The following is a 24463-nucleotide window of genomic DNA, read 5'->3' as shown; positions in this document are numbered from 1 at the left end:
CGCACCCGGTGCCGGGGAGCGACGTGTCCTAGAATCAATTCAACACGTGATGATTCTGCATCCGTTGAATTTCTGCTGTCAACCGCACGGAGGACGAGCCGTGACCACCCGCCCCCGCGCCGGGCGCCGCCCGGGGGACAGCGGCACCCGCGAGGCGATCCTCGACGCCGCGCGCCGCCGCTTCGCGGAGCTCGGCTACGACCGCACCACCCTGCGCGGCATCGCCGCGGACGCCGGGGTCGACGTCGCCCTGGTGTCCCACTACTTCGGCCCCAAACAGCGGCTCTTCGCCCAGGCCGCCTCCCTGCCCTTTGATCCGGCCCTGGCGCTCCCCGGACTGCTGGACGGCCCGCGCGAGGACATCGGCCGCCGACTGGCGCGGCACGTCCTGGAGACCCTGGACTCCCCCACGGGCCGCAGGCGGATGACCGGGCTGATCCGGGCGGCCGCCTCGGAGCGGCAGGCCGCCGACGAGATCCGCGAGCGCGTCAGCCGCGAACTGCTCGTCCCGCTCGCCGAGGGCCTGGGGGCGCCGGACGCGCCGCTGCGCGCCTCCCTCGCCGGCTCGCAGATCGTGGGGCTGGTGATGGCACGGCACGTGGTCGGGCTGGAACCGCTGACGGAGAGCGCCTCCGGGGTGCTCGTGGACGCGGTCGCACCGGTCCTGCAGCACTACCTCACCGGCCCCCTGGCGCCCTGACCGCGGCCCCGGGCCGACGCGGCACAGGCCCACGGACGGCAGCGCCGACGGACGGCATCGCGGGCCCACGGACGGCAGCGCCGACGGACGGCGGAGGCAGGCGGACGGGGGCGGCACGGACGGGGGCGGACGTGCGGACGCCCCCGCCCGGCCGGCGGGGGCGTCCGCGCCTGCCGCCGGGGTGCGGGGCGCACCCCGCACCCCGGCGGCGGGGTCAGGGCTTGGCCTGGAACGCCACCGCCGGGTCGTTCTGGGCCGCGGAGCCCCAGACGCGGTCGTACATGCCGGTGTCGCCGGTCAGCGTGCAGAGGAACCAGGCCGTGGTGACACCGCGGGTGAGCTGGAGCTGGGCCGCGCGCGTGATGCCGCCGCTGTCGCAGCCGAACCCGGACGAGTCGGTGAACCCGCAGTGGAAGCCGCCGGTGATCGTGCGCAGCTGGGTGGCGGCGGGCTTGGCCGCGTACATCTTCTGCTGGTTGCCGGCGGGCGGCGCGATGGTGTCCTGGCTGCCCGCGACGTACTGGACCGGGGCCGTGATCGCCGCGGAGGCGGTGACGGCCGACGGGTTGGTCTCGGCCGCGGCGAGGGTGGAGACGCTGCGGACGGCCGGGTTGCGGGAGGCCGCGAGCAGGGCGGCGCCGCCGCCCATCGAGTGGCCGGACAGGCCGAGGCGGGCGGTGTCCACCCGGCCGTTGAAGCGCGAGCCCGCCGCGGTGTTCTGGGCGGTGATCCAGGCCAGGGCCGCGTTGAGGTCGTCGGCGAAGGCGCTGTGACTCGGGAAGAGGCCGCCCTGCGACTTGGGGGCGACGGCGATGAACCCCCAGGAGGCGTACTGCTGCAGGGTGGTGGCGTACTTGGAGACGTCCTGGAAGAAGCCGTGGCCGAAGGCCAGGGCCGGGTGAGTGTCGTCGGCGACCGGGGTGCCGGCCCCGGCCGTGGTGGCGGGGTACCAGACACGGGCGGAGAACGACCGGCCGGAGGCCGACACCGTCAGGTCGCTGTAGCCGACCGCGAAGGGGCCGGGGGCGGCGGGATCCGCGGCGGCGGGTGCGGCGGTCCGGGGCTCGGCGGACGCCGGCCCGGTCGCGGTGGACAGGGCTCCGGCGGCGAGGAGCAGGCCGGCGAGACCGGTGAGCACTCTTCGGAACAACATGGGGCCTCCCTGTGAGGGAACGGTGGTCCACATTGGAGCGACTGGTTGCATACATGACAAGAAGTCGCGACAAGATTCTTCCGACGAGGACAGGGGGTGGCGCCACGGGGACCCGGCGGGTACAGTCCGGCCGCCGCACCGGGCGGAGCCCCGCGCCGCCCCGCGAGGCGGCCGGGAGCCGTCCGGGGCCGACGGGGTCCGGCCGGGGGCCGGGCGGCTCAGGCGAGCGCCAGGAAGAGCTTCTCCAGCTCCTGCTCCGCCATGGGCGGCGCGTCGCCGTCGGCGGCGGCCATGCACTGCCGCATACCGCTGGCCACGATCTTGAACCCGGCCCGGTCCAGCGCCCGCGACACGGCCGCGAGCTGGGTGACCACGTCCTTGCAGTCCCGGCCCGCCTCGATCATGGCGATCACCCCGGCCAACTGGCCCTGGGCGCGGCGCAGCCGGTTGAGGACCGCACCCGCCGCCCCCTCGTCCACCTGCATCGACGCCCCCTCCTTCCCCGCACGACAGAGGAGTCCAGGATACCCCGCCCGGTATAGAACCCGGTGTGTGCGGGGCGGACCCCGGGGCGGCCTGGCCATACCGGCGGGGGTATGGTCGACCCGCACGTGAAATACGGGTGGGGGTATACGCTGTTGATGCAGACATACCCCCCCTGGTATCGGACACGAGGAGATGCGCATGTACTTCGTCGAGACGCTGGCCGTGGAGGGGCTCGGTAACCGCAGCTACCTGGCCGGCGGTTCCGCCCACGCGGTGGCGGTCGACCCGCCGCGCGACGTCGACCGGATGCTCGCCGCGGCGGCCCGGCGCGGCGTGCGCATCACCCACGTCGTGGAGAGCCACCTCCACAACGACTACGTCACCGGCGGCCTGGAGCTGGCCCGCATCACCGGCGCGGCCTACCTCGTCCCGGCGGGCGCCCACGTCTCCTTCGACCGGGTGCCGGTCGCCGACGGCGACACCGCCGCCCTGGAGGACGGCCTGGTGCTGCGCGCGGTGGCCACGCCCGGCCACACCCCCCACCACACCTCCTACGTGCTGGAGGACGTCGGAACCCCGGTCGCCGCCTTCACGGGCGGTTCGCTGCTGATCGGCAGCGTCGGCCGACCCGACCTGGTCGAGCCCCGGCTGACCGAGCGGCTCGCCCGGGCCCAGCACGCCTCCGCCCACCGCCTGGCGCAGCTGCCCGACGAGGTGCGCGTGCTGCCCACCCACGGTTTCGGCTCCTTCTGCTCCTCCTCCCGGGCCGAGGGCGGGTCGAGCACGATCGGCGGGCAGAAGGCGGCCAACACGGCGCTGCTCAAGGACGTCGACTCCTTCGTCGCCGACCTGCTGGCCGGCCTCGACGACGTCCCCGCCTACTACGCCCACATGGGCCCCGCCAACGCCGCGGGCCCCGCCCCCGTGGACCTGACCGCCCCGCGGCGGGCCGACGCCGCGGAAATCGCCGAGCGGCTCGCCGCCGGGGAGTGGGTCGTCGACCTGCGCAGCCGCACCGCCTTCGCCGAGGGGCACGTCGCGGGCGCCTTCAACTTCGAGCTCGACGGGCAGCTCGCCACCCACCTGGCCTGGCTGATCCCGTGGGGCAGGCCGGTGACGCTGCTGGCCGAGACCCCCGAGCAGGTCGCCGCCGCGCAGCGCGAGCTGGTCCGGGTCGGCATCGACCGCCCCGCCGCGGCCGCCACCGGGCGCCCGGAGGAGTGGACCGCGGACGGCGCCCTGCGCTCCTTCCCCCGCGCCGACTTCGCCGCCCTCGCCGCGGCCCTCGCGGCGGACGGGGACCCGGTGGTCCTCGACGTGCGCCGCGGCTCCGAGCGGGCGGCCGCCCGCATCGGCGGCTCCGTCCACATCCCCCTGCACGAGCTGCGGGGGCGGATGGCCGAGGTGCCCGCCGGGACGGTGTGGGTGCACTGCGCCGGAGGGATGCGCGCCGCCGTCGCCGCCTCCCTGCTGGACGCGGCCGGCCGCGACGTGGTGGCCGTGGACGACTCCTTCGACAGCGCCCGCGCCGCCGGCCTGGTCACCGCGGCCTGACGTCCGAGACCCCCTGGAGCACGACCATGCCGATCTTCGCCCGCACCCCCGGCCCCGGACGGATCACCGTCGCGGACGCCTACGAACGCGCCCGGACGGGCGGGGCGGTGCTGCTCGACGTCCGCGAGGCCGACGAGTACGCCGCAGGCCACGCCCCCGGCGCCCTGTGGCAGTCCCTCGCCGCCGTCGGCGCGGGGGCCCCGCTGCCCGACGCGGCCGAGGGCCGCACCGTGCCGGCGGTCTGCCGCTCCGGCAACCGCTCCCGGCGCGCCGCCGGGATCCTCGCCGCGCGCGGCGTCGAGGCGCTGAACGTCACCGGCGGGATGCACGCCTGGGCCGCCGCCGGACTCCCCGTCCACGACGGCACCGGCAGCGACGGACAGGTCATATGACGGCCCTGGCCCTCGCCCTGGTCGCCGGTGCGGTCGTCGGCCTCGCCCTCGGCGGGCTCGGCGGCGGCAGCAGCATGCTCGCCGTCCCCGCCCTGATCTACCTGCTGGGCTTCGCGCCCGCGCAGGCCACCACCGCGGCCCTGCTCATCGTCGCCGCCACCTCGGCGACCGGCCTGGTCGCGCACGCCCGCGCCGGGCGGGTCCGCTGGCGCACGGGGGCGCTGTTCGCCGCGGCGGGCCTGCCGGCCGCGGCCGCGGCCGGCGCCCTGTCCTCGGCGGTCCCCGGGGCCGTGCTCACCCTCGCGTTCGCGCTGCTGGCCGCCGTCGCGGCCTGGCGCATGCTCGCCACCCGGCGCCCGGCGGGCCCGCCCCGGGCGGCCGGCCCCGGCCGGTCGGCCGCCGCCGGCGCCGGCCTCGGCGCCGTCACCGGACTGCTCGGCGTGGGCGGCGGCTTCCTCGCCGTCCCCGCCCTGGTCTCCGTCCTGGCGCTGCCGATGGCCGAGGCCGTCGGGACCAGCCTGCTGGTGATCACCGCCAACAGCGCGGCCGCCCTCGTCCCCCGCCTGGGGAGCGCAGGTAGCCTCGACTGGGCCGTCGTGGCCCCGTTCACCGCCGCGGCGGTGCTCGGCGCCTGGGACGGCAAGCGCCTCGCAAACAGGCTCTCCGGACCCGCCCTCCAGCGGATCTTCGCCCTCGCCCTGCTGGCCGTCGCGGCGCTCATGCTCCTCGACGCCCTGACCTAACCCGGCCCGCCGCGGGGACGGCCCGGCCCCACGGGACCCCACCCGCACCGCAGACCCCCGTCCCACCGCAGACCCCCACCCAGCCGCGGATCCCCACCGCGGATCCCCACCGCGGATCCTCACCGCAGACCCCCGGCAGCACCCGGACCCCGGAAGGAAACGGCAGCGTGTCCACCACCACCCCCCTGACCACCGACCAGCTCCACCCCCGCCTGGAGGAGCTCACCGTGATCGACGTGCGCTCCCCCGGCGAGTACGCGGGCGGCCACATCCCCGGCGCCCACAACATCCCCCTCGACCAGCTCCAGCGCGCCCTCCCCGCCCTGCGCGCGGCCGCCGGCCGCGGCGGGCTCGCCGTGGTCTGCGCCTCCGGGGCCCGCTCCGAGGCCGCCTGCCGGCAGCTCGCCGCGGCCGGCGTCCCCGCCGCCACCCTCACCGGCGGCACCTCCGCCTGGGCCGCGGACGGCAAGCCGCTCGACCGGCCCGCGGGCGCCCGCGCCACCTGGGCCATGGACCGGCAGGTCCGCCTCGCGGCCGGCTCCCTCGTCCTGGCCGGACTGCTCGCCGACCTCGCCCGGCCCGGCGCCCGCTGGTTCTCCGCCGCCATCGGCGGCGGCCTGGTGTTCTCCGCCGTGAGCAACACCTGCGCCATGGGCAACCTGCTCGGCAGGCTCCCGTACAACCGCCCGCGCACCGCCGCCGCCGACCTGGACGAGACCCTGGCCGCCCTGCAGCGCTGACCCGGCACCCGGCCCGGCACCCGGACGGCGGACGCATCACGCGCCGCCGTCCGGGCAGGCAGCACCCCGCGGCCCCCGGCACGCACCCCGGCCCTGCGCAGGGTCCGGCAGGGGGGCGCCGCCCCGGAGGGGATGCCTCCGGCGGACGCACCAGGAGGACGCATGGACGGGCGCACGGACGCGGCCTACGGCCGCACGGTCGAGCTGGACCTGCCGTTCGAGGCGGCGGTGGCCAGGACCAGGGAGGCGCTGGCCGGGCAGGGCTTCGGTGTGCTCACCGAGATCGACGTGCGAGCCACGCTGCGGGAGAAGCTGGGCGCCGAGATGGAGCCCTACCTGATCCTGGGCGCCTGCAACCCGCCGCTGGCCCACCGGGCGCTGGAGGCCGACCGGTCGATCGGCCTGCTGCTGCCCTGCAACGTGGTGGTGCGCGGCACCGGGGCGGACACCTCCGCCGTGCAGGCCCTGGACCCGCAGACGATGGTGGGGCTGAGCGGGAACGCGGCCCTGGGGCCGGTCGCCGACGAGGCGTCCCGGCGTCTGGACGCCGCCCTCGACGCGCTCGCCTGACCGGCCGGAGCCCGGCCGCGCCCCCGCGCCTCGGCACCTGGGCACCTGGGCACCTGGGCACCTGGGCACCGACGCGCCTCCGCAGCGCCGCACGGACGTACCGGCGCGCCTCCGCACCGGCGCGCCGGCCGGGGGCCCTCCCCCGCGGTGCGCCGGCGCCGACACGCCTCCGCGCCGCCTCCCCGCCGACATGCAGCGGCCACCGACTATCTCTGTACCCGAGGTAACCTGTCGGCAGGACCCCGCACCGGGCGGACGCGAGAGGGAGGCCGAGCGCACCATGGAGCCGTCACCGGTCCGCCGGCACCCCCGGCCGGCCCTGCTGGTGCAGGAGCGGCCGCGGCCCCGGCGCGTCCGGGAGCACCCGGGCGCCTGGCGCCTGGCGGTGGCGACGGTCTGCCTCGGCGCGTTCATGGGGCAGCTCGACGCGAGCATCGTCACCCTCGCCTACCCCTCCCTCGGCGCCGGCTTCGGCGCCTCCCCGGCCGCCGTCGAGTGGGTGTCGCTCGTCTACCTCCTCGTCCTGGCCGCCCTGCTGGTCCCGGTGGGACGGCTGGCCGACGCACGCGGCCGCAAGCTCTGCTACCTGTACGGGTTCGCGGTGTTCACGGCGGGCTCGGCGGCCTGCGGGCTCGCCCCCTCGCTGCCCTCCCTGATCGCCTTCCGCGCGGTGCAGGCCGTGGGGGCGGCGATGCTCCAGGCGAACAGCGTCGCCCTGGTGACGACGAGCGCCCCGCGGGAGCGGATGCGGTCGGCCCTCGGCATGCAGGCCGCCGCCCAGGCCCTCGGCCTGGCCCTGGGGCCGACGGTGGGCGGGGCCCTGGTGGGGACGGCCGGCTGGCGCTGGGTGTTCGGCATCAACGTGCCCGTCGGCGTCGCGGCCCTCGCCGCCGGCCACTACCTGCTGCCGCGGACCCGGAACCGGACCGGCGCCACGGCCCCCGGACGGGGCCGTTCCGACCCGGCGGGCCTGCTGCTCATGGCGGCCGCGACCACCTGCGCCCTGCTGGGCCTGTCGGCCGCCTCCGGCCTCGGACTGCCCGGATGGGCGGCCGCCTCCCTCTTCGTGCTGGCCGCCGCGGCGGGGTGGGGCTTCGCGGCCCGCCAGCGCCGCGCCGCCGACCCGCTGGTCGACCCGGCCGTCCTGCGCGGCCGGGCCGTCCCGCTCGGCCTGGCCGGGGCGCTCTGCGGCTACCTGGTGCTGTTCGGACCGCTGGTGCTGGTGCCCGCGGTCCTGGACGGGCACGGGGAGACGGCGCTGACGGCGGGCCTGGTCCTCACCGCGCTGCCCGCCGGCTTCGCCCTGGCGGCGGTGGGCGCCGACCGGGTCCTGCCGCGCGGCCTCGGCGACCGGGGGCGCTGCCTGCTGGGGGCCGCCGCCGCCGCGGCAGCGCTGGCGGGGCTGCTCGCCGCCGCTCCGACCGCCGCCCGGCTCGCGCCGCTGCTCGCCCTGCTCGGCGTGGGCCTGGGCGTGTTCACCCCGGCCAACAACTCCGCGGTCATGCGGGCGGTGCCCGCCCGGGCCGCCGCGGCGGGGGGCGGGCTGGTCAGCATGGCCCGGGGCCTGGGGACGGCCCTGGGGGTGGCGGTGGTCACCCTCGCCCTGCACCTGGCGCCGGACGGCGCGGCGGGCTTCCGGTGGGCGGTGTCCGTCCTGCTCGCCGCGGCGGCGGGGGCGGCCGCGACCGCCGCGTACGGCGCGGGCCGCCGCCCGGCCGGCTGACACCGGGCGGACGCTGCGGGCCCGGCGGACGCTGCGGCCCCGGCGGCCCCGGCGGGCCCGGCGGAGGTGCGTGCGGCGAGGTCCGCGCCGGCGGGTCCCCGTGCCGGACGGCCGGGGCCCGCGGCGCGGCGGACCGGTCGGCCGGGACGGGGGGACCAAAGCCCCTCATCCTCCGGGCCGCCGCCCGCGAGGCTGGGGGGAGAGGCCCGCCGACCGCCTTCCGGGCCTCGGGGACGGTGAGGGCGATGATGTGGTACGACGGCGGCTGGGGCTGGGGCTGGGGCGGCTGGTTCGCGATGGCCGTGGCGATGGTCGTGTTCTGGGGCCTGGTCGTCGCCGGCGTCCTGGCGCTCGCCCACCTGCTGGGCCGCAACCGCACGGGCCCGCGGCCCGGCGCGGACACGCCGGTGTGGGGGCAGGCCGCCGGGAGGCCCGCGGGAGGGCCCGCGGCACCCGCGGAGGACGTCCTCGCGGACCGGTTCGCGCGCGGGGAGATCGACGAGGAGGAGTACCGCCGGCGGCTCGCGGTGCTGCGGGAGCACCGGTGAGCCCGGTGCCGGCCGTCGGCAGGCGGACCGTCGCGGCGGGTGCGGCCGCCGCCGTGGTCCTGGGCCTCGCCACGACGGGCGTCCTGGCCGCCACCGGCGCGTTCCGCACCTCCCCCGCCCCGCACCCGGGCCGGTACGCGGGCCCGGCGGCCGCGGCACGGTGCGCCGTGCCCGCCCTGCCCGGACGGACGGTGGACGTGGTCCTGGCCGACATGGGGCCGGGCATGATGCAGGGGCCGGGACCCGGCCCGGGACCGGGCGTGGCGCCCGCGCCGGACGGCTCGGCGCCCTGGGGGCCGGGTCCGCACGGCGGCAGGATGCGGGTCCTCGCCGCACCGCAGGAGGTGCCGGCGGGCACGGTGTCGTTCCGGGTCGTCAACGCCGGGATGCGCCTCCACGAACTGGTCGTCCTGCCGCTGCCCGCGGGCGGGGGCGCCGGGCGGCTGCCGGTCGGCGCCGGCGACCGGGTCGACGAGGCGGGAAGCCCCGGCGAGGCGTCGCGCAGCTGCGGGGCGGGGGCGGGCGGCGGCATCGTCCCCGGTGCGGCCGCCTGGACGACGCTGACGCTGCGGCCCGGCCGGTACGCGCTGGTCTGCAACCTCCCCGGCCACTACCGCGCCGGGATGCACACGGAGCTCGACGTCACCGTCCGCTGACCGGGTCCGCGTACCGGTGCGGGCCGGCGGACGGCCCGCACCGGGGGCCGTACCGGAGGCCGCCCCGGGCGGGCGGCCGCTCCGGGCGGGCCGTCACGCCTCGCCCTCCGCGCTGAGGTGCGGGACGATGCGGTCCAGCCAGCCCGGCATCCACCAGGCGCGGCGGCCCAGCAGCGTCATCACGGCGGGGACCAGCAGCAGGCGCACCACGGTCGCGTCGATGAGGACGCTGACCGCCAGGCCCAGCCCCATCATCTTGACCACGATGTTGGTGCTGATCACGAACGCCGCGAAGACGCTCACCATGATGAGCGCGGCGCAGGTGATCACCCGCGCGGTGATCTCCAGGGCGCGGGCGACGCTCCCGCGGCTGTCCCCGGTGCGCAGCCACCCCTCGTGGACGCGGGAGAGCAGGAAGACCTCGTAGTCCATGCTCAGGCCGAAGACGATGGCGAACATCATCATCGGCACGTAGCTCTCGATGGGGGCCGTGCCGGAGACGCCCAGCGCCGGGCCGCCCCAGCCCCACTGGAAGACCGCCACCAGGACCCCGTACGAGGCCGAGATGGAGAGCAGGTTGAGGACCGCCGCCTTGAGCGCGACGAGGGGGCCGCGGAAGACGCCGAGGATGATGAGGAAGGCGAGGCCGACGACGACCGCGATGACCAGCGGCAGCCGGGAGGCGATGAGGTCGCGGAAGTCGACCTGGGCGGCGGTGGTCCCGGTGGTGTACGCGCGGGCGGCGGTGCCGGAGACGGCCTGCGGCAGGACGCGGTCGTCCAGGCGGTTGACGAGGTCCGTGGTGGCCTCGGACTGCGGCGCGGCGGCCGGGACGACGGTGGACACCAGCACCTCGCCGTCGCCGACGGCCTGGACCGGGGTGGCCCCGGCGGCGCCGGGGACACCGGTGAGGGACTTCTGCACCTGTCCGGTGAGGGCGGCCCGGTCCGCGGCGGGGACGCCGCTGCGGTCCACGACGACGGTCAGCGGGCCGTTGACGCCGACGCCGAAGGCGGAGGTGACCAGGTCGTAGGCGCGGCGGTCGGTGAAGCCCGGCGGGTCGGCGCCGTCGTCGATGTGCCCGAGCCGGAGGGAGAACAGCGGCACGGTCAGGACGGCCAGCACCGCGACGCCGCCCGCCAGGAACCACCAGGGGCGGCGCTCCACCCGCTGCGCGTAGCGGCGCCAGCCCCCGCCCGCGCCGGTGCCGGTGCCGGTGCCGTCCGGGGCGGCGGGGGTCTCGGCGACGGGCGTGCGGACGCGGTACCGGTCGATCCGGCGCCCGATGAGGCCGAGCAGCGCCGGGACGAGGGTGAGCGCCCCCGCCACGGCGGTGATCACGGTGATCGCCGCGGCGGCGCCCATCCGGCCGATGAAGCTGACGCCGGAGGCGTTCAGGCCGACGAGGGCGACGACGACCGTGCAGCCGGAGACCACGACGGCGTGGCCGCTGGTGGCGACCGCGCGGGCCGCGGCGGCCTCGGGACCGGCGCCGTCCATGAGCTGCTGCCGGTGCCGGGTGAGCAGGAAGAGGGCGTAGTCGATGCCGACGCCGAGCCCGATCATGGTGGCCAGGGTCGGCGAGACGCTGGCGAAGGTGAGCACCCTGGAGACCAGGCCGAGGACGCCGACCCCGACGACGACGCCGACCAGGGCCGTGAACAGGGGCACCCCGGCGGCCAGGACGCTGCCGAAGCCGATGAGCAGGACGACGACCGCGACGGCGAAGCCGACCGACTCGCTCAGGACGTCGGCGGGCCTGGGCCGGGCGAGTTCGCCGAGCGGCCCGCCGTACTCGACCTGGACGCCGGCGGCGCGCAGCGGGGCGACGGCGGCGTCGACCTGCGGCAGGTAGCCGGGGCCCAGCGCCTCGGGGTTGGTGTCGAACCGGACGGTGGCGTAGGCGGTGCGGCCGTCGGCGGAGAGCGGGCCGAAGGACTGCGGCGGCGCGGACGCGGGGCTGCCCGGGGAGCCCTGGGCGGGGGGCGCACCGGGGGGCGCGGAGGAGGGCAGGGGGTTCTGCACGGAGAGCACGTGCGGGAGCCGCGCCAGGGACCGGACCGCCTGGTCGACCTGGCTGCGCACCGCCGTCAGCGGCGTCCCGGCGTCGTGCAGCACGACCGTGCCGGTCTGGCCGGCGACGGCGGGCGCGTGCCGGGTCAGGAGGTCGGCGCCCTCCTGGGCCGAGGTGCCGGGGAGGGAGAAGTTGTCGGAGTACGTCCCGCCGAAGGCGCGGTCGGCGGCCACGGAGGCGGCGAGGACGAGCAGCCAGGCGCCGAGGACCACCAGGTGGTGGCGGGCGGACCAGGAGCCGGTCCGGCGCAGCCGGCCGGCGGGTCGGGCGTCCGTCTCGGCGGCGGGGCTGGCGCCTCGGTCGTACGGCATGGACGGCTCCCGGGAGGGTGGCTGACGGGGGACGGCTCGGGGCGGCGGGCGGACGGCGGGCGGCGGTAGGCGGGCGGTGGGGCGGCGGGGCGGCCGGGTCGCGGTGCGGGGGCGGTGCGGCGCCGCGACGGCGGGCGACGGTATGCACCCTAGATCCGCTTTTCAACGGTTCCGGGGATGCCGGACGGCGCGGCCGGACGCGCCGCCCGGCGGGAGGGCGGACCGGCCGGACCGGCGCCGCCGTGCCGGGGCGGCGCTCCCCGCAGGGCGTCGCCTGCGCCGCGGACACCGGGCCCCGGGGGCCGCGCCCCGGGCGTCGGCCCGCACCCCCGGCGGTCGCCGGGGAACCTCGGCAGGACCGCCCCGGCGGCGTCCGCACGGCGGTGACCGCACCGGACACGGTCCGCCGGCCGGACCGGAGGACCGGGAGGCACGCCGCGGAAGGCGGCCGGGAACGGTTCGTCAGGCCGTCGGGGACGTGACGGTGCACTCCTCGCGAGGCCCGGTTCCGGCAGGACGACAGCCGCTGCCGCCGCTGCCGCCCCGGCGGTGACGGCCGGTCCGCCGGCTCCCCGGTCCGGAGCGGTGCGACCGGTCCGGCGCCGGCGCAGGAGGCGGCCGCTGCGGCACGGTGCGTACACCTCACCGGCACCCGGGCCATCCGGCCGGGTACGCGGGTGGCCACCGCCCGGACGGGCCCCGCGGACGCGCCGCGCGGGGAGGACGGGCCGCGGGACATCGCCCGGGGTGCCCGGAGCGGGCAGCGGGGCCGGGACCGCCGTCCGCGCCCTCGGGCGGTGGACGGCGGCGGCGGGGACCGGGGGCCCTGGCGGGGACCGGCGGCCGCGGCGGGCGGTGGCCGGCCCCACCGCCACCGCACCCCGCCGGGCGCGGCCGCGGCGGGTGCGGACCGGGCGGCTCAGCGGCCGGGCGCCGCCCCGACGGCGTGCCAGGCCCCGAAGGCCAGTCCGGGCTCGTCGTCCTTCTGGCGGCAGATCGAGAGGCCCCCCTCCGGTCCGATCGAGGCGAGCGTCAGCCGGCCGGAGCCGTCCGCGAGCATCCCCGGCGTCCCCGTGCCCGGACCGCCGGTCGGCGTCCACCAGACGTCGCTCTCCTCGGCCTCGGTGGGGTACGCCGCGACCTCCGCACGGCCGTCCGCGCCGCGCTGCACCAGGACCGTGCAGTCGTGCCCGTCGACCAGGGTCCGGGCGGCCGCCACCGGACCGGAGCCCGCCGTGCAGCCGACCGCTGCCGGCTCCGGGGGCCCGTCCCCGTCCGCTGGGGCGCGCCAGGCCTGCACGCCCCCGTCCTGCGTCCGCCAGAACCAGGTGGCGCGTCCGGGAGCGGTCTCCAGGGCGACGTAGCTGCGGACGTCCGCCTTCGCCTCGGGCTGCCCCAGCCGCTCGAAGGGCTTGCCGGCCGCCGGACGGCGCCAGTGCACCGCCCCCTTGCCGTACGGCGCGAGCAGTTCGGCACTCCCGTCGCTCCCCGCCCGGGCCGCGACCGGGGCGGATATCCACTGGCCCTGCATCCCCTTCCACCAGTTCCAGCGGCCCTGGGTGTCGCGGATGCGCACCCACAGGCCCTTGCCGCGGTGCTGGAAGAAGAGCATCAGCTCGTTGTCCGGGCCCACCGCGAGGCGCGGCGCGCCCTGGCCGGGGGTCACCTGCTCGACGGCGTCGGGCAGGTTGAGGGGGTGCCACTCGGACAGCGGGCGCCCGGACTGGAACTGCGTCGCCACCAGGATCTGGGGCCGGACGCCCTCGGCACCGCCCGGCCGCAGGGCGGCCAGGTGGACGTAGCCGAGGTCGGGGTCCTGCGCGAGCGTCACCTCGACCGCTCCGTCCGGCAGCGGCAGCGTGTCCGGGCCGGTCCACACGTCGGAGCCCGGTGTCTGCTCGGTCCAGCGCACCAGCGCCGCCCCGGCCGTGGCGTAGGCGCTGAGCCGCCCGTCGCGGCCGAGCGCCAGCCACCGCGGGGCCAGCGGCACCACGGGCACCGCGGACGCCGCCGCTCCGGGCGTCCGCTCCTGCGGGGTGCTCTCCGCTCCGGCGCGTCTCCGCATCGAGGCCACGTCCCTGCTCCCTGGTCGTCACGGGTCCGGCGGCCCCCGCACCCGTGCGCGGGGACACCTTCCCGCCTCGCAGGACCCGTCCCTATCCTCCCGGAAGGGCGGGCAGCACGGTACACCCGAGGGGGTCGGTGACGCCGCGCCGTGCCGCCGGGGCCGCCACCCCGGAAACGGCCGGCCGCCCGGACGGCCGTCAGGACGACCGGACGGGCCGCCGTCCGCCGCCGCCCGCCGGCGCCGTCGTGCGCGGGGGCCCGGGGCCGGCGTCCCGCTGCGGGCGGCGGCCGCACCCCCGCCCCGGGGCACGGGCGGGGGGGCACCGGCCCGGGCCGGACGGCCCGTCCGGCGGTCCGGTGCGGCGCGGGGCGGTCCGGTGCGGTCCGGCATGATGACCGTTCATGGAGCAGCAGCGGACGGACGGGGTGCGCAGGGCGACGGCGGCGGACGCCGAGGAGCTGGTGAGGCTCCGCGAGGTGATGCTGGCCGAGGTCGCGGAGAGGGTGGGCGACGGGTGGCAGGAGGCCTCCGTCGCGACCCTCCGGGCCCGGCTGTCGGCGGCGGACCCGGCACTGGTCGCCTTCGTCGCGGACCGGCCGGACCGGCCGGGCGCGCTGGCCGCCTGCGTGGTCGGCACCGTCGAGTACCGGCTCGGCGGCCCGGGCAACCCCGGCGGGCGGACCGGGTACGTCTTCAACGTGGCGACCGATCCGGACCAGCGGCGGCGGGGCCACTCCCGGCGCTGCATGACGGCGCTGCTCGGCTGGTACCGCGCCCAGGGGGTCAGGACGGTCGACCTGCGCGCCTCGCAGCAGGGCGAGCCGCTCTACCGCTCGCTGGGCTTCGTCCGCACACCCGACCCCGCGATGCGGCTGCGGCTGCCGGCGGCGCCGGACGCCTGACCCGCCCGGGGCCCGTCCGGCCTGCGGCGCGGGGCGGCGGGCCGGCGCGGGTGCCGGACGCGGCGGCCCGGTCCGCGGCAGCCGGGGAGGCGCGGGCCGGTCCGGGCGGGCGTCCCCGGAAGCCGGGCGGCAGGAGGACCTGGAGACCGTGCAGGTTGCGCAGGTCCGGCACCGGGGCGGCCCGCCAGCCGCGGGCGCAGGAGGGCGGCAGGCCGCCGGGGGCCGCGAGGAGGGCCACGGGCAGGCGGCGCACGGCGGCCAGGACGGCGGCGGGCGTGGCCGAGGCGTCGTGGCCGCCGGTCTGCCGGGAGGCGCATCCGGCGCAGTAGGCGGCCGGCGGGGCGTGGTCGCCCGTCAGGAGGCACGGCGGGCGGACGCCCAGGCGGTGCAGGGCGGCGGCCAGGCGGGCGTGGTCCCCGCTGGAGGTCCTGGCCCCCGCGACGACGCCGCGGAGGACCGCCTGCTGCACCGCCGGGTGGCCGGCCAGGGCCAGGACGAGCACCGCCGCCGCGGCCGGGCGCAGGACCGGGCGCACCCGGCCGGGCAGCCCCGGCAGGCCCTGGGCGACGGGGAGTGCCAGCAGCGCGTAGGCGGGGAGCAGGAAGCGGGGCGCGGCGTAGTCGATGCCGAAGAGGTACGGCGCCGCCAGGCAGCCCGCCGCGGCGGTCGTCAGGACCGCCTCCGCACGGCGGCCCGCGGCGCCCGCCGCCGCCAGGCCGCCGGCGGCGAGGAGCGGCAGGGCGAACCACCAGGCGCCGGTGGCCCGGTGCCGCCAGGGGCCGGTGCAGGGGCGGCAGAGCGTGCGTCCGGCCAGAGCGCGCAGCTGGTCGTCGACGGCGAGGCGGGGGCCCAGGCCGCCCTCGATCGCGCCCGCGCGGTGCAGTCGGGCGAGGACGCCGCCGTACCGGAGCTCGGCCTCGGCCACCCAGGGCGCGGCGCCCGCCGCGAGGCCCGCGGCGAGCGCGGCGAGGACGGCCGGACGGCGCCAGCGGCGGACCAGCAGGACCGAGGCGGCGAGGGCAGCGCGAGCCAGGCGGCGTCCGGCGGCCGCATCAGGGCGACGGCGGCCGTGGCGGCGGCCAGGCCGGGCAGCGCGGTGCGGTCGGCGGGACCGCGCACGGCGCGCAGGTGGAAGCCGACGGCGGCCAGGGCCGCGAGGGCGCTCCACAGGTTCGGCATGGCCGCCGGGCCGTAGAAGAGGGTGGTCCACAGCCCGGCGAGCAGCAGTCCGGCCAGGGCCAGGGTGCGGACCGGCAGCAGCCGCCCGCCACACCGCGAGGGCCGCCGCCAGGGCGCAGCCGGAGAGGACGGCGAGGAAGACCCGCAGGACGGTGGTGGACGGGCTCAGCGCGACGGCGGGGCGGCGAGCCAGCTGATGCCGCGGGCGCGCGGGGCGCTGAAGAAGGCGGCGGGCACGCGCGGGTCGACCTGGCTGACGTAGACCGTCTCGTCCCAGCCGAGGCCGGTGCCCGGGACGACGAGCAGCAGCTGGGCGGCGGTGAAGGCGGCGGCGACCGCGGCGAGCGGCAGCAGGGACCGGGCGCGGGCGGCCGGGGACGGCGGGGACGCCTGGGTCCGGTCCCGCTCTCCTCCGGGCGGCGGGGTCCGACGGCGGGTCCGGGGCGCCCGGGTGCGCGGCGCGGGGGTCTGCGGCGTCGGGCTCTGGGGCGTCGGCTGCACGGCTGGACCTCGGGGGCGCGCGGGGGAAGGGGGCGGTGTCTTCCTCACACCCGCCCCGGGGGCGGGCGACCGGGCGGAGCACGGCCTGTGGGCCGGTCGGAGCAGCGGCGGACGGCCGCCGGAAGGCGCGGAGCGGCGGTCCGGTCCAGGCTCGGGGACGGGGGCGAGGACGGGGGTCCCGGGCGGGGGTCCCGGGCGGGGGTCCCGGGCGGGGCCGTGCGGCGGAGGAGGCGGTGTGGAGCAGGTGGTGGAGCCGACGGGCGGCCGGGCCGAGGTGGTGGTGATCGGCGTCGGCAGTGAGTTCCGCCGCGACGACGGCGTCGGGTGTGCGGTGGTGCGCAGGCTGGACGGGCGGCTGGGCGAGGGGGCGGCGCTGGAGCTGTCCGACGGGGATCCGGGCCGGCTGATCGCGCTCTGGGAGGGCGCGGGCCTGGCGGTGGTGGTGGACGCGGCCCACGCGCATCCGGGACGTCCGGGGCGGGTGCACCGGCTGGAGACGGCGGCCGGGGCGGGCGGGGCGGACGGGAGCGGGGGCACGGGCCGGGGTCAGGGCGCGGGGGCGGGAGCGGGCGGGGATGTCCGCGCGGACCTGGGGGACCGGCCCGGGACGGCCGGCGGGGCGGGTGCGGACGGGACGGGGGCCGGCGGGGCTGGGGCCGCCGCCCCGGCGGGCCGGTCCGGGCAGGCGAGCTCGCACGGCCTGGGGCTGGGCGAGGCGGTCGAGCTGGCCCGCGCCCTGGACCGGCTGCCGGGGCGGCTGGTCGTGTACGCCGTGGAGGGCCGGGACACCTCGTGCGGCACCGGGCTGTCCGAGCCGGTGGCGGAGGCGGTGGGTCCGCTGGCGGACCGGATCGCGGCGGAGGTGGCCGGACACCTCGCCCGGACCGGCGGCGGGTGAGGGTCCGGCGGCCGGACGGGGACGGGGCGCGGGCGGCACCGGGGCGGGCACGCGGCCGGCGGGCGGGGAGCCCGCGGGGCGGGCACGCGGCACGGAACCGCCTTTCGGCCCTTCCCGGGGGCCTGGTCGGCGGCCGGGGCGGATGATGGAGGGGAGCACACCGGCACAGAACCGGACGAACCGGAAGGGGCGGCGATGGCGGCCACCGACGGCGCCGACGGCGCGGTCATCGGCACCGGGGGCCTGGCGGCGCTGGTCCGGCTGCTGCGGGAGCGCGGCCGGACCGTCGTCGGCCCCACGGTGCGCGACGGCGCCGTGGTCCTCGCCGAGCTGGAGTCCGCCGACGAGCTGCCGTACGGGTGGGGCGTGGAGCTGGAGGCCGGGCGGTACCGGCTGCGGCGGCGCACGGACGGCGCGGCGTTCGCGCACAGCGCCGGGCCGCAGTCGTGGAAGACCTTCCTGTACCCGCAGCGGGTGCGGCGCTGGAGCGCCGACCGCGGCCCGGACGGCGCCCTGGCGGTGGCCGCGGAGCCGGAGCCCGCGGTGTCGTACGCCTTCCTCGGCGTGCGGCCCTGCGACCTGCGGGCGATCGCGGTGCAGGACCGGGTGCTGACCGGCGGCCGGTACGCCGACCCGGACTACCGGGGCCGCCGCGCGGGCGCCTTCCTGGTGGCGGTGGAGTGCACCGAGCCGGGGGCGACCTGCTTCTGCGCCTCGATGGGCTCGGGGCCGGGCGCCGGACCCGGGTACGACCTGGCGCTGACCGAGGTGGTCGACGCGGACGGCCACCGCTTCCTGGCGCGGCCGGGCACGGACGAGGGTGCGGAGGTCCTGGCCGCGCTCCCCCGCCTCCCGGCCGACGGCGGCGCCACCGCGCAGGCGGCCCGCACGGCGGTCGCCGGGGCGGCGGACCGGATGGGCCGGTCGATGCCGCCGGTGGACCTGCGGGCGCTGCTGCGCGGCACCCTGGAGGCCGACCGCTGGGACGACGTGGCGGCGCGCTGCCTGACCTGCGGCAACTGCACCATGGTCTGCCCGACCTGCTTCTGCACCGCACCCGAGGACGTCACCGACCTGACGGGGGACCACGCCGAGCGGTGGCGGGTCTGGGACTCCTGCTTCGACCTGGAGTTCTCGCACCTGGCGGGCGGCCCGGTGCGCTCCTCGGGGCGCAGCCGGTACCGGCAGTGGCTCACGCACAAACTGGGCACCTGGCACGACCAGTTCGGCAGCTCGGGGTGCGTGGGGTGCGGCCGCTGCATCGTGTGGTGCCCGGTCGGGATCGACATCACCGAGGAGGTCCACGCCCTGCACGCCGAGGCACGGGGCGGGTGCGGCGCGGACGGGTGCGGCGCCGGCGGGTGCGGGTGCGGCGCGGGCAGGTGCGGCGCCGGCGGGTGCGGGGGCGGCACGGGCGGGTGCGGCGGAGCAGAGGACGGCGCGGCAGGGGTCGGTGCGGGCGGGGTCGGTGCGGGCGGACCGGGCGCGGCGCCGGGGGCCCGGCCGTGAGCACGCCCGCGGGCGGCGCCCTGGCCGCACTGACGGCGGGTCAGCGGGGGCGGCTGGCCGCACTGGCCCGGGAGACGGCGTTCCCGGCCGGGGCCCGGATCTTCGAGGAGGGGGAGCCCGCCGACCGGTTCTGGGTCGTCCTGGCGGGCCGGGCCGCCCTCGACCTCTCCGTTCCGGGCGGGCCGCGGCCGGTGGTGGAGACGCTGGGGCCGGGCGACCTGCTGGGCTGGTCCTGGTTCTTCCCCCCGTACGTGTGGCACCTGGGCGCGGTGGCCGACGGGCCGCTGCGGGTCCGGGAGTTCGACGCGGCGGCGGTGCGGGTGGTGTGCGACGAGGACCCGGTGCTCGGCTACGCCCTGGCCCGCGCCGTGGGCGGCGTGGTGGCGCACCGGCTCAAGGCCACCCGGATGCGGCTGCTGGACCTGTACGGGCCGCGGCCCGGCGGGGGCGCGCCGTGACGGCGCCCGCCGCGGCCGTCCGCGGCCGCGCCGCCGTCCCGCTCCCCTACCGGGTGGTGCGCCGCGACGAGGAGACGGCGGACACGGCGACGCTGGCCCTGGAGCCGGCCGGGGAGGGCCTGGAGCCGTTCCGGCCGGGGCAGTTCGCGATGGTGTACGCCTTCGGCCGCGGCGAGGTCCCGGTGTCGGTGAGCGGCGTGGAGCGCGGGAGCGGCGGACGGCGCGGCGAGCGGCTGCTGCACACGGTGCGGGCGGTCGGCGCGGTGTCGGCGGGCCTGCACGGCCTGCGGCCCGGCGACGGGGTCGGCGTGCGGGGCCCGTACGGGACGGGCTGGGAGGCGGCGGCGGCGGAGGGCGGCGACGTGCTGGTGGTGGCGGGCGGCCTCGGGCTGGCGCCGCTGCGCCCGCTGGTGCGGGAGCTGCTGGCCCGGCCGGAGCGGTACGGGCGGCGGAGCGTCCTGCTCGGCGCCCGCACGCCCGCCGACCTGCTGTACCGGGAGCAGGTCCGGGCGTGGTCGGCCGCCGAGGGCCTGCTGGTGGGCGCCGCCGTGGACCGGCCGGGGCCGGGCTGGGACGGCGACGTCGGCACGGTGGTGGCGCTGCTGGGGCGGGCCCGGTTCCACCCGCCGGACACGGCGGCGTTCGTCTGCGGGCCGGAGGTGATGATGCGGGCGACCGCGCGGGAGCTGGTCCACCGGGGGGTGCCCGCGCACCGCATCCGGGTCTCCCTGGAGCGCACCATGCACTGCGGCACGGGCCACTGCGGGCACTGCCAGCTGGGTCCGGTGCTGCTCTGCCGGGACGGGCCGGTCCTCGGCTGGGACCGCGCCGGGCCGCTGCTCGGCGTGCGGGAGCTCTGAGCGCCGTGGAGGGACGGGAGCAGGAGCACCGGCCGCGGCTCGCGGTGTGGAAGCTCGCCTCGTGCGACGGGTGCCAGCTCACCCTGCTCGACTGCGAGGACGAGCTGCTGGCGCTGGCCGGGCGGGTGGAGATCGCGCACTTCCTGGAGGCGTCCAGCGCACCCGGGCCGGGCCCGTACGACCTGTCGCTGGTCGAGGGTTCGGTGACGACGGCGGAGGACGCGGAGCGGGTCCGGCACATCCGGGCGGTCTCCCGGCGCCTGGTCACCATCGGCGCCTGCGCCACGGCGGGCGGCATCCAGGCGCTGCGCAACTTCGCGGACGTGGAGGAGTTCCGCGCCGCCGTGTACGCCCGGCCGGAGTACGTGGCGACCCTGGCGACCTCCACGCCGGTCTCGGCGCACGTGCCGGTCGACTTCGAGCTGCAGGGCTGCCCGATCGACCGCCGGCAGCTGCTGGAGGTCCTCACGGCGCACCTGGCGGGCCGGAAGCCGGGCATCCCGGCCCACAGCGTCTGCTTCGAGTGCAAGCGGCGGGGCACGACCTGCGTCACCGTCGCCCACGGCACGCCCTGCCTGGGGCCGGTCACCCATGCGGGCTGCGGGGCGCTGTGCCCCGCGTACGGGCGCGGCTGCTACGGCTGCTTCGGCCCGTCGGACTCGCCGAACCTGCGGGCGCTGGTGCCGCTGCTGCGCAGCGACGGGGCGGACCGGCGGGACGTGGTGCGGCTGCTGCGGACCTTCAACGCGGCCGCGCCGGCCTTCGCCGAGGCGTCGGCGGAGGTCGAGGCGTCGGCGGGAGCCGAGACGTCGGCCGGCGGTCCGGCGGAGGCGGGGACGCCCGCCGGGAACGGCGACGAGAACGGTACGGAGGGCCCCGGCGAGGACGGGCCCCGCGACGGACGGAGCACCCCGTGACCCACCGCGGCTCCCGCGTCCTGCACGTCGGCTCCCTGGCCCGGGTCGAGGGCGAGGGCGCCCTGCACCTGGCGGTGGACGGCGGCGCCGTCACCGCCGCCCGGCTGCGGATCTACGAGCCGCCGCGGTTCTTCGAGGCGTTCCTGCGCGGCCGCGGCCACGCCGAGCCGCCCGACATCACCGCCCGGGTCTGCGGCATCTGCCCGGTGGCGTACCAGCTGAGCGCGTGCGCCGCCGTCGAGGACGCCTGCGGGGTCACCGTCGACGGCTCCCTGGCGGAGCTGCGGCGGCTGCTCTACTGCGGGGAGTGGATCGAGAGCCAGACGCTCCACGTCCACCTGCTGCACGCCCCCGACTTCCTCGGCCGGGCGGGCGCTGTCGAGCTGGCCCGCACCCACCGGGCCGAGGTCGAGCGGGGCCTTCGGCTCAAGCAGGCCGGGAACGCCCTGGTGGAGGTGCTGGGCGGCCGGGCGATCCACCCCGTCAACGTGCGGCTGGGCGGCTTCCACCGCACGCCGCACCCCCGTGAGCTGGCGCCCGTCCGCGAGCGGCTGCGGCGGGCCCTGGACGACGCGTGGGGGGCGCTGCGGTGGGTGGCGGGGTTCGACTTCCCCGACGCGCACGCCGACGAGGACCTCCTCGCCCTGGCCGAGCCCGGCCGGTACGCGATCGCGGGCGGCGTGCCCACGGTGGTGCCCGGGACGGGGGCCGGCGGGGCCGGCGGCGGCGGGAGCGGCCGGGCGGACGTGCGGACGTTCCCGGTGCGGGAGTTCGCAGCGCACGTGGCGGAGGAGCAGGTGCCGTACTCGACCGCGCTGCAGTCGCGGCTCGACGGGCGGCGGCACCTCACCGGGTCGCTGGCCCGGTACGCCGTCAGCGGGGCGCTGCTGTCGCCGCTGGCGCTGGAGGCCGCGCGGGAGGCGGGGCTCGGCGACCCGCGCGAGGGGGCCGTGTGCCGCAACCCCTTCCGCAGCATCCTGGTGCGGTCCGTGGAGGTGCTGTACGCGGTGGAGGAGGCACTGCGGATCATCGACGCGTACGAGCCGCCGCCGCGCCCGTACGTCGAGGTGCCGCCGCGGGCCGGGACCGGCCACGGCGCGACCGAGGCGCCGCGCGGCCTGCTCTACCACCGCTACACCCTGGACGCGGACGGGACCGTCGCCGAGGCGTCGCTGGTGCCGCCCACCGCCCAGAACCAGGGCGCCATCGAGGAGCACCTGCGCCGGGTGGCGCAGTCCCGGCTGGACGCCGCCGGGCCGGAGGGGGCGGACGACGCCGAGCTGACGGCGTGGTGCGAGCGGGCCGTGCGCAACCACGACCCGTGCATCTCCTGTTCCGCCCACTTCCTGGACCTGGCCGTGGACCGCCGCTGAGCGGCGGGCCGCACGTGCCGCGGCAGCCCGGCCGGGTGGGGCCAGGGCGGCCGCGGTGCGCGTGCGGGGGCTCAGCGCAGGTTCTTCAGCGCCTTCTGGAAGGCGGCGGCGTGGCGCGCCTCGTCCTTCGCGGTGTCGGCGAAGAACCGGGCGGCGGCGAGGTCGCCGGCGGCGCGGGCCCGCTTCGCGAAGCGCGGGTCCATCGTGTCCGCCTCGTAGCGCTCGTTCACGACGGTCCGCCCCAGGTTGACGCGGGTGCTGCGGACGAGCCCGGCCAGGACGGCCTCGCCGGCGAAGTGCTCGCGCAGCTCGACGGCGGCCGAGCCGGAGAAGAGCCGCGCCAGGGCCGGGTTGCCGCTGCGCAGGGCGCGGCCGGCGTACTGCAGGTAGACGGCGTTGGCGCGGGCCTCGCCGTGCATGGCGGTGTCCAGGTCGGCCTTCGTGCGGGCGGCGCGGACCTTGGGCGTGCCGGCGGGCACCGCCACGGGGTCGAGCTTCGGCGGGGCGGGGATGCGGCCCTTGCCGGTGAGGACGACGGCGAGCGCGGCCTTGAACCGCTTGCAGTGGGCGGCCTCGTCGCGGGCGATCTCCGTGAAGAGCGCGGCGGCCTTCAGGTCGCCCGCGCGGCGGGCGGCGCGGGCGAAGCCCGGGTACATGACGGTCGACTCGTAGGTCTCGCCCTTGATCGCGGCGCGCAGGTTCGCGGCGTTGCTCCCGACCAGGCCGGCGAGCGCCGCCCCCTCGCGGAAGTGCTCGCCGAGCTCGACGGCGGCGGTGCGGCGGTACAGGCGGCCGACCGAGGCGAGGCGCTGCCGGTCGGCCTGGGCGGCGAAGAAGGTGTAGGAGGCGTTGGCGAACGCCTCGCCGCGCAGGGAGGCCGTCAGGTCGACGCGGGTGCCCGGGTGGAGTGCGGCGGCGGCCCGGGGGCGGCTCGCGCTCGGCGGGGCGGCGGAGGCGGCGGAGGCGGCGCTGCAGACGGACGCGCCGGCGGCCAGCGTGCAGGCGGCGGCGAGCAGGGCCTGTATCCGGTGGTTCATGACGTGGCTCCTTTGCCGGGCGCCGCCGGACGGCGCCCGCAGCCCATCAGAGCAGGGGCGGCCGGGCGGAGCGCTCAGGAGTGCGCCGTCCGGGTGGGCAAATCGTGTTCATTCATGTACGGAAAGTCACCGTACGGCCCGGTCCCGGTGGTGGGGGCGGGGGGCCGCGGCCATGCTGGGCGGTGTCGGTTCAGCATGCGGCGGAGGAGGCACCCGTGACCCAGGAGGACCTGCGGAACCCCGTGGTGGTCGGGGTCGACGGGACGGACGAGAGCGGGCACGCCGTGTCCTGGGCGCTGGAGGAGGCCGCCCGGCACGGGCTGCCGGTGCGCCTGGTCCATGCCTTCGAGTACCCGCCGCCCCTGCTGCCCTTCTACGACGCGGCCACCGGCCTGGGCGAGGACCACCTGCGGGAGGTCGCCCGCGGCGCGATGGCCCGTGAGCTGTCCTGCGCGGTCGGCCGGGCCCGGACGCTGCCGGTCACGGGCGAGGTCGCCGACGGGCCGCCCGTCGACGCGCTGCTGGCGGAGGGCCGCCGCGCCTCGCTGCTCGTCGTCGGCACCCGCGGCTTCGGGGCGTTCGGGGAGCTGCTGGTGGGATCCACCGGTACGGCGCTCGCGGCGCAGGCCGTCTGCCCCGTCGTGGTGGTGCCCGCGCCCCGGCCCGAGAACGTCCCCGGCGGGCCGGTGGTGGTCGGCGTGGACGGCTCGGCCTGCTCGCAGGCCGCCGTGGCGCTCGCCTTCGGGGAGGCGTCGCTGCGGGGCGCGCCGCTGACGGCCGTGCACGCGTGGCGGGAGTCGCTGCGCGGGCTCGCGGAGGGGGCGGCGGACCGGGAGCGGGGTGCGCAGGGGGAGGAGGCGGAGCACGGGATGCTGCTGTCGGAGGCGCTGGCGGGCAGCCGGGGCCGGTACCCGGACGTGGAGGTCGACGGCGGGGCGGTGCGCGGCCACCCGGTGCGGGCCTTGCTGGAGGCGTCGCGGGGCGCGTCGCTGCTGGTGGTCGGCGCGCGCGGCGCCGGGGGCTACGAGGGCATGCCGCTGGGGTCGGTCGCGCAGGGCGTGCTGCACCACGCGAACTGCCCGGTCTGCGTGGTGCCGCCGGCCTGACCGGC

At 78.8% G+C, this 24463-nt stretch carries 23 protein-coding genes and 1 pseudogene; 17 read left to right on the top strand and 7 right to left on the bottom strand.

The genetic code is table 11. The features are described 5' to 3' along the window. Positions 1-100: 100 nt before the first annotated feature. Positions 101-700: a TetR family transcriptional regulator gene (locus tag ACFY07_RS12580; RefSeq protein WP_390868639.1), complete on the top strand. Its 600-nt coding sequence runs from the start codon at positions 101-103 to the stop codon at positions 698-700. Positions 701-914: 214 nt separating this feature from the next. Here the strand turns inward: ACFY07_RS12580 and ACFY07_RS12575 are convergent, their stop codons facing one another. Both ACFY07_RS12575 and ACFY07_RS12570 read right to left on the bottom strand, forming a co-directional pair. Then, complete coding sequence (locus ACFY07_RS12575) at positions 915-1853, bottom strand: alpha/beta hydrolase family protein (RefSeq protein WP_390868638.1); 939 nt, start codon at positions 1851-1853, stop codon at positions 915-917. A gap of 218 nt (positions 1854-2071) precedes the next feature. Continuing rightward, complete coding sequence (locus ACFY07_RS12570) at positions 2072-2338, bottom strand: metal-sensitive transcriptional regulator (protein WP_390868637.1); 267 nt, start codon at positions 2336-2338, stop codon at positions 2072-2074. Between the two features lie 199 nt (positions 2339-2537). Here ACFY07_RS12570 and ACFY07_RS12565 point away from each other — a divergent pair, with 199 nt between their 5' ends. The 8 genes from ACFY07_RS12565 to ACFY07_RS12530 all read left to right on the top strand — a co-directional run bounded on the left by ACFY07_RS12565 (position 2538) and on the right by ACFY07_RS12530 (position 9265). Further along, positions 2538-3893, top strand: a complete 1356-nt coding sequence (locus tag ACFY07_RS12565; RefSeq protein ID WP_390868636.1) for a rhodanese-like domain-containing protein — start codon at positions 2538-2540, stop codon at positions 3891-3893. Between the two features lie 26 nt (positions 3894-3919). Then, positions 3920-4285, top strand: a complete 366-nt coding sequence (locus ACFY07_RS12560) for a rhodanese-like domain-containing protein (protein WP_390868635.1) — start codon at positions 3920-3922, stop codon at positions 4283-4285. Next, on the top strand, positions 4282-5028 hold the full coding sequence (locus ACFY07_RS12555; protein WP_390868634.1) for a sulfite exporter TauE/SafE family protein: 747 nt from the start codon (positions 4282-4284) through the stop codon (positions 5026-5028). The genes ACFY07_RS12560 and ACFY07_RS12555 overlap by 4 nt, the downstream gene beginning before the upstream one ends. Positions 5029-5195: 167 nt before the next feature. Further along, a complete protein-coding gene (locus ACFY07_RS12550) occupies positions 5196-5768 on the top strand; it encodes a rhodanese-like domain-containing protein (RefSeq protein WP_390868633.1) in 573 nt (190 codons plus the stop codon). 162 nt (positions 5769-5930) lie between these two features. Further along, positions 5931-6338 carry a DUF302 domain-containing protein gene (locus ACFY07_RS12545; protein ID WP_390868632.1) on the top strand — a complete coding sequence of 136 codons (408 nt, stop codon included), beginning with the start codon at positions 5931-5933 and terminating at the stop codon, positions 6336-6338. A gap of 280 nt (positions 6339-6618) precedes the next feature. Then, positions 6619-8061 (top strand): MFS transporter, encoded by a 1443-nt coding sequence (locus tag ACFY07_RS12540; RefSeq protein ID WP_390868631.1) that lies wholly within the window; start codon positions 6619-6621, stop codon positions 8059-8061. Between the two features lie 245 nt (positions 8062-8306). Beyond that, positions 8307-8609, top strand: coding sequence for an SHOCT domain-containing protein (locus tag ACFY07_RS12535; protein WP_390868630.1), 303 nt, complete (start codon positions 8307-8309; stop codon positions 8607-8609). Then, positions 8606-9265 (top strand): hypothetical protein, encoded by a 660-nt coding sequence (locus ACFY07_RS12530; RefSeq protein WP_390868629.1) that lies wholly within the window; start codon positions 8606-8608, stop codon positions 9263-9265. Before ACFY07_RS12535 ends, ACFY07_RS12530 begins: the two co-directional genes overlap by 4 nt. Positions 9266-9358: 93 nt before the next feature. Here ACFY07_RS12530 and ACFY07_RS12525 read toward each other — a convergent pair whose 3' ends face one another. Together ACFY07_RS12525 and ACFY07_RS12520 are read right to left on the bottom strand one after the other, a co-directional pair. Next, positions 9359-11650, bottom strand: a complete 2292-nt coding sequence (locus ACFY07_RS12525) for an MMPL family transporter (protein ID WP_390868628.1) — start codon at positions 11648-11650, stop codon at positions 9359-9361. 919 nt (positions 11651-12569) lie between these two features. Beyond that, on the bottom strand, positions 12570-13724 hold the full coding sequence (locus ACFY07_RS12520; RefSeq protein ID WP_390868627.1) for a hypothetical protein: 1155 nt from the start codon (positions 13722-13724) through the stop codon (positions 12570-12572). A 395-nt stretch (positions 13725-14119) separates the two neighbouring features. Here ACFY07_RS12520 and ACFY07_RS12515 point away from each other — a divergent pair, with 395 nt between their 5' ends. Continuing rightward, positions 14120-14620, top strand: a complete 501-nt coding sequence (locus ACFY07_RS12515) for a GNAT family N-acetyltransferase (protein ID WP_390868626.1) — start codon at positions 14120-14122, stop codon at positions 14618-14620. Here ACFY07_RS12515 and ACFY07_RS12510 read toward each other — a convergent pair. Both ACFY07_RS12510 and ACFY07_RS12505 read right to left on the bottom strand, forming a co-directional pair. Then, a complete protein-coding gene (locus ACFY07_RS12510) occupies positions 14502-15545 on the bottom strand; it encodes a hypothetical protein (protein ID WP_390868625.1) in 1044 nt (347 codons plus the stop codon). The genes ACFY07_RS12515 and ACFY07_RS12510 overlap by 119 nt on opposite strands. A 419-nt stretch (positions 15546-15964) precedes the next feature. Next, positions 15965-16300: a hypothetical protein gene (locus tag ACFY07_RS12505; protein ID WP_390868624.1), complete on the bottom strand. Its 336-nt coding sequence runs from the start codon at positions 16298-16300 to the stop codon at positions 15965-15967. Positions 16301-16535: 235 nt separating this feature from the next. On the opposite strand from ACFY07_RS12505, the gene ACFY07_RS12500 reads away from it, so the two are divergent. The 6 genes and pseudogenes from ACFY07_RS12500 (at position 16536) to ACFY07_RS12475 (ending at position 22315) form a co-directional block, all read left to right on the top strand. Further along, on the top strand, positions 16536-17198 hold the full coding sequence (locus ACFY07_RS12500) for a hydrogenase maturation protease (RefSeq protein ID WP_390868623.1): 663 nt from the start codon (positions 16536-16538) through the stop codon (positions 17196-17198). 195 nt (positions 17199-17393) lie between these two features. Then, positions 17394-18707, top strand: a complete 1314-nt coding sequence (locus ACFY07_RS12495; protein WP_390868622.1) for a 4Fe-4S dicluster domain-containing protein — start codon at positions 17394-17396, stop codon at positions 18705-18707. Further along, positions 18704-19165 (top strand): cyclic nucleotide-binding domain-containing protein, encoded by a 462-nt coding sequence (locus ACFY07_RS12490; protein WP_390868621.1) that lies wholly within the window; start codon positions 18704-18706, stop codon positions 19163-19165. Before ACFY07_RS12495 ends, ACFY07_RS12490 begins: the two co-directional genes overlap by 4 nt. Beyond that, positions 19162-20025, top strand: a complete 864-nt coding sequence (locus ACFY07_RS12485; RefSeq protein ID WP_390868620.1) for an FAD/NAD(P)-binding protein — start codon at positions 19162-19164, stop codon at positions 20023-20025. Before ACFY07_RS12490 ends, ACFY07_RS12485 begins: the two co-directional genes overlap by 4 nt. A gap of 44 nt (positions 20026-20069) precedes the next feature. Then, positions 20070-20780, top strand: a pseudogene (locus ACFY07_RS12480) (oxidoreductase); the annotation flags it as partial. 158 nt (positions 20781-20938) lie between these two features. After that, a complete protein-coding gene (locus tag ACFY07_RS12475; RefSeq protein ID WP_390868619.1) occupies positions 20939-22315 on the top strand; it encodes a Ni/Fe hydrogenase subunit alpha in 1377 nt (458 codons plus the stop codon). A 71-nt stretch (positions 22316-22386) separates the two neighbouring features. Here ACFY07_RS12475 and ACFY07_RS12470 read toward each other — a convergent pair whose 3' ends face one another. Next, entirely contained in the window at positions 22387-23352 is a 966-nt protein-coding gene (locus ACFY07_RS12470) for a ferritin family protein (RefSeq protein WP_390868618.1), read from the bottom strand. A gap of 215 nt (positions 23353-23567) precedes the next feature. Between ACFY07_RS12470 and ACFY07_RS12465 the strand changes: the two genes are divergently transcribed. Continuing rightward, the gene (locus tag ACFY07_RS12465; RefSeq protein WP_390868616.1) at positions 23568-24458 is read left to right on the top strand and encodes a universal stress protein; all 891 of its coding nucleotides are present in this window, start codon (positions 23568-23570) and stop codon (positions 24456-24458) included. Positions 24459-24463: the final 5 nt, after the last annotated feature.

Origin of the sequence: Streptomyces sp. NPDC001380, assembly GCF_042895785.1 — a bacterium.
Classification (GTDB): Bacteria; Actinomycetota; Actinomycetes; order Streptomycetales; family Streptomycetaceae; genus Peterkaempfera.
The sequence above is the reverse complement of the archived record's forward strand: the minus strand, read 5'-3'. Positions and strand labels throughout refer to the sequence as shown.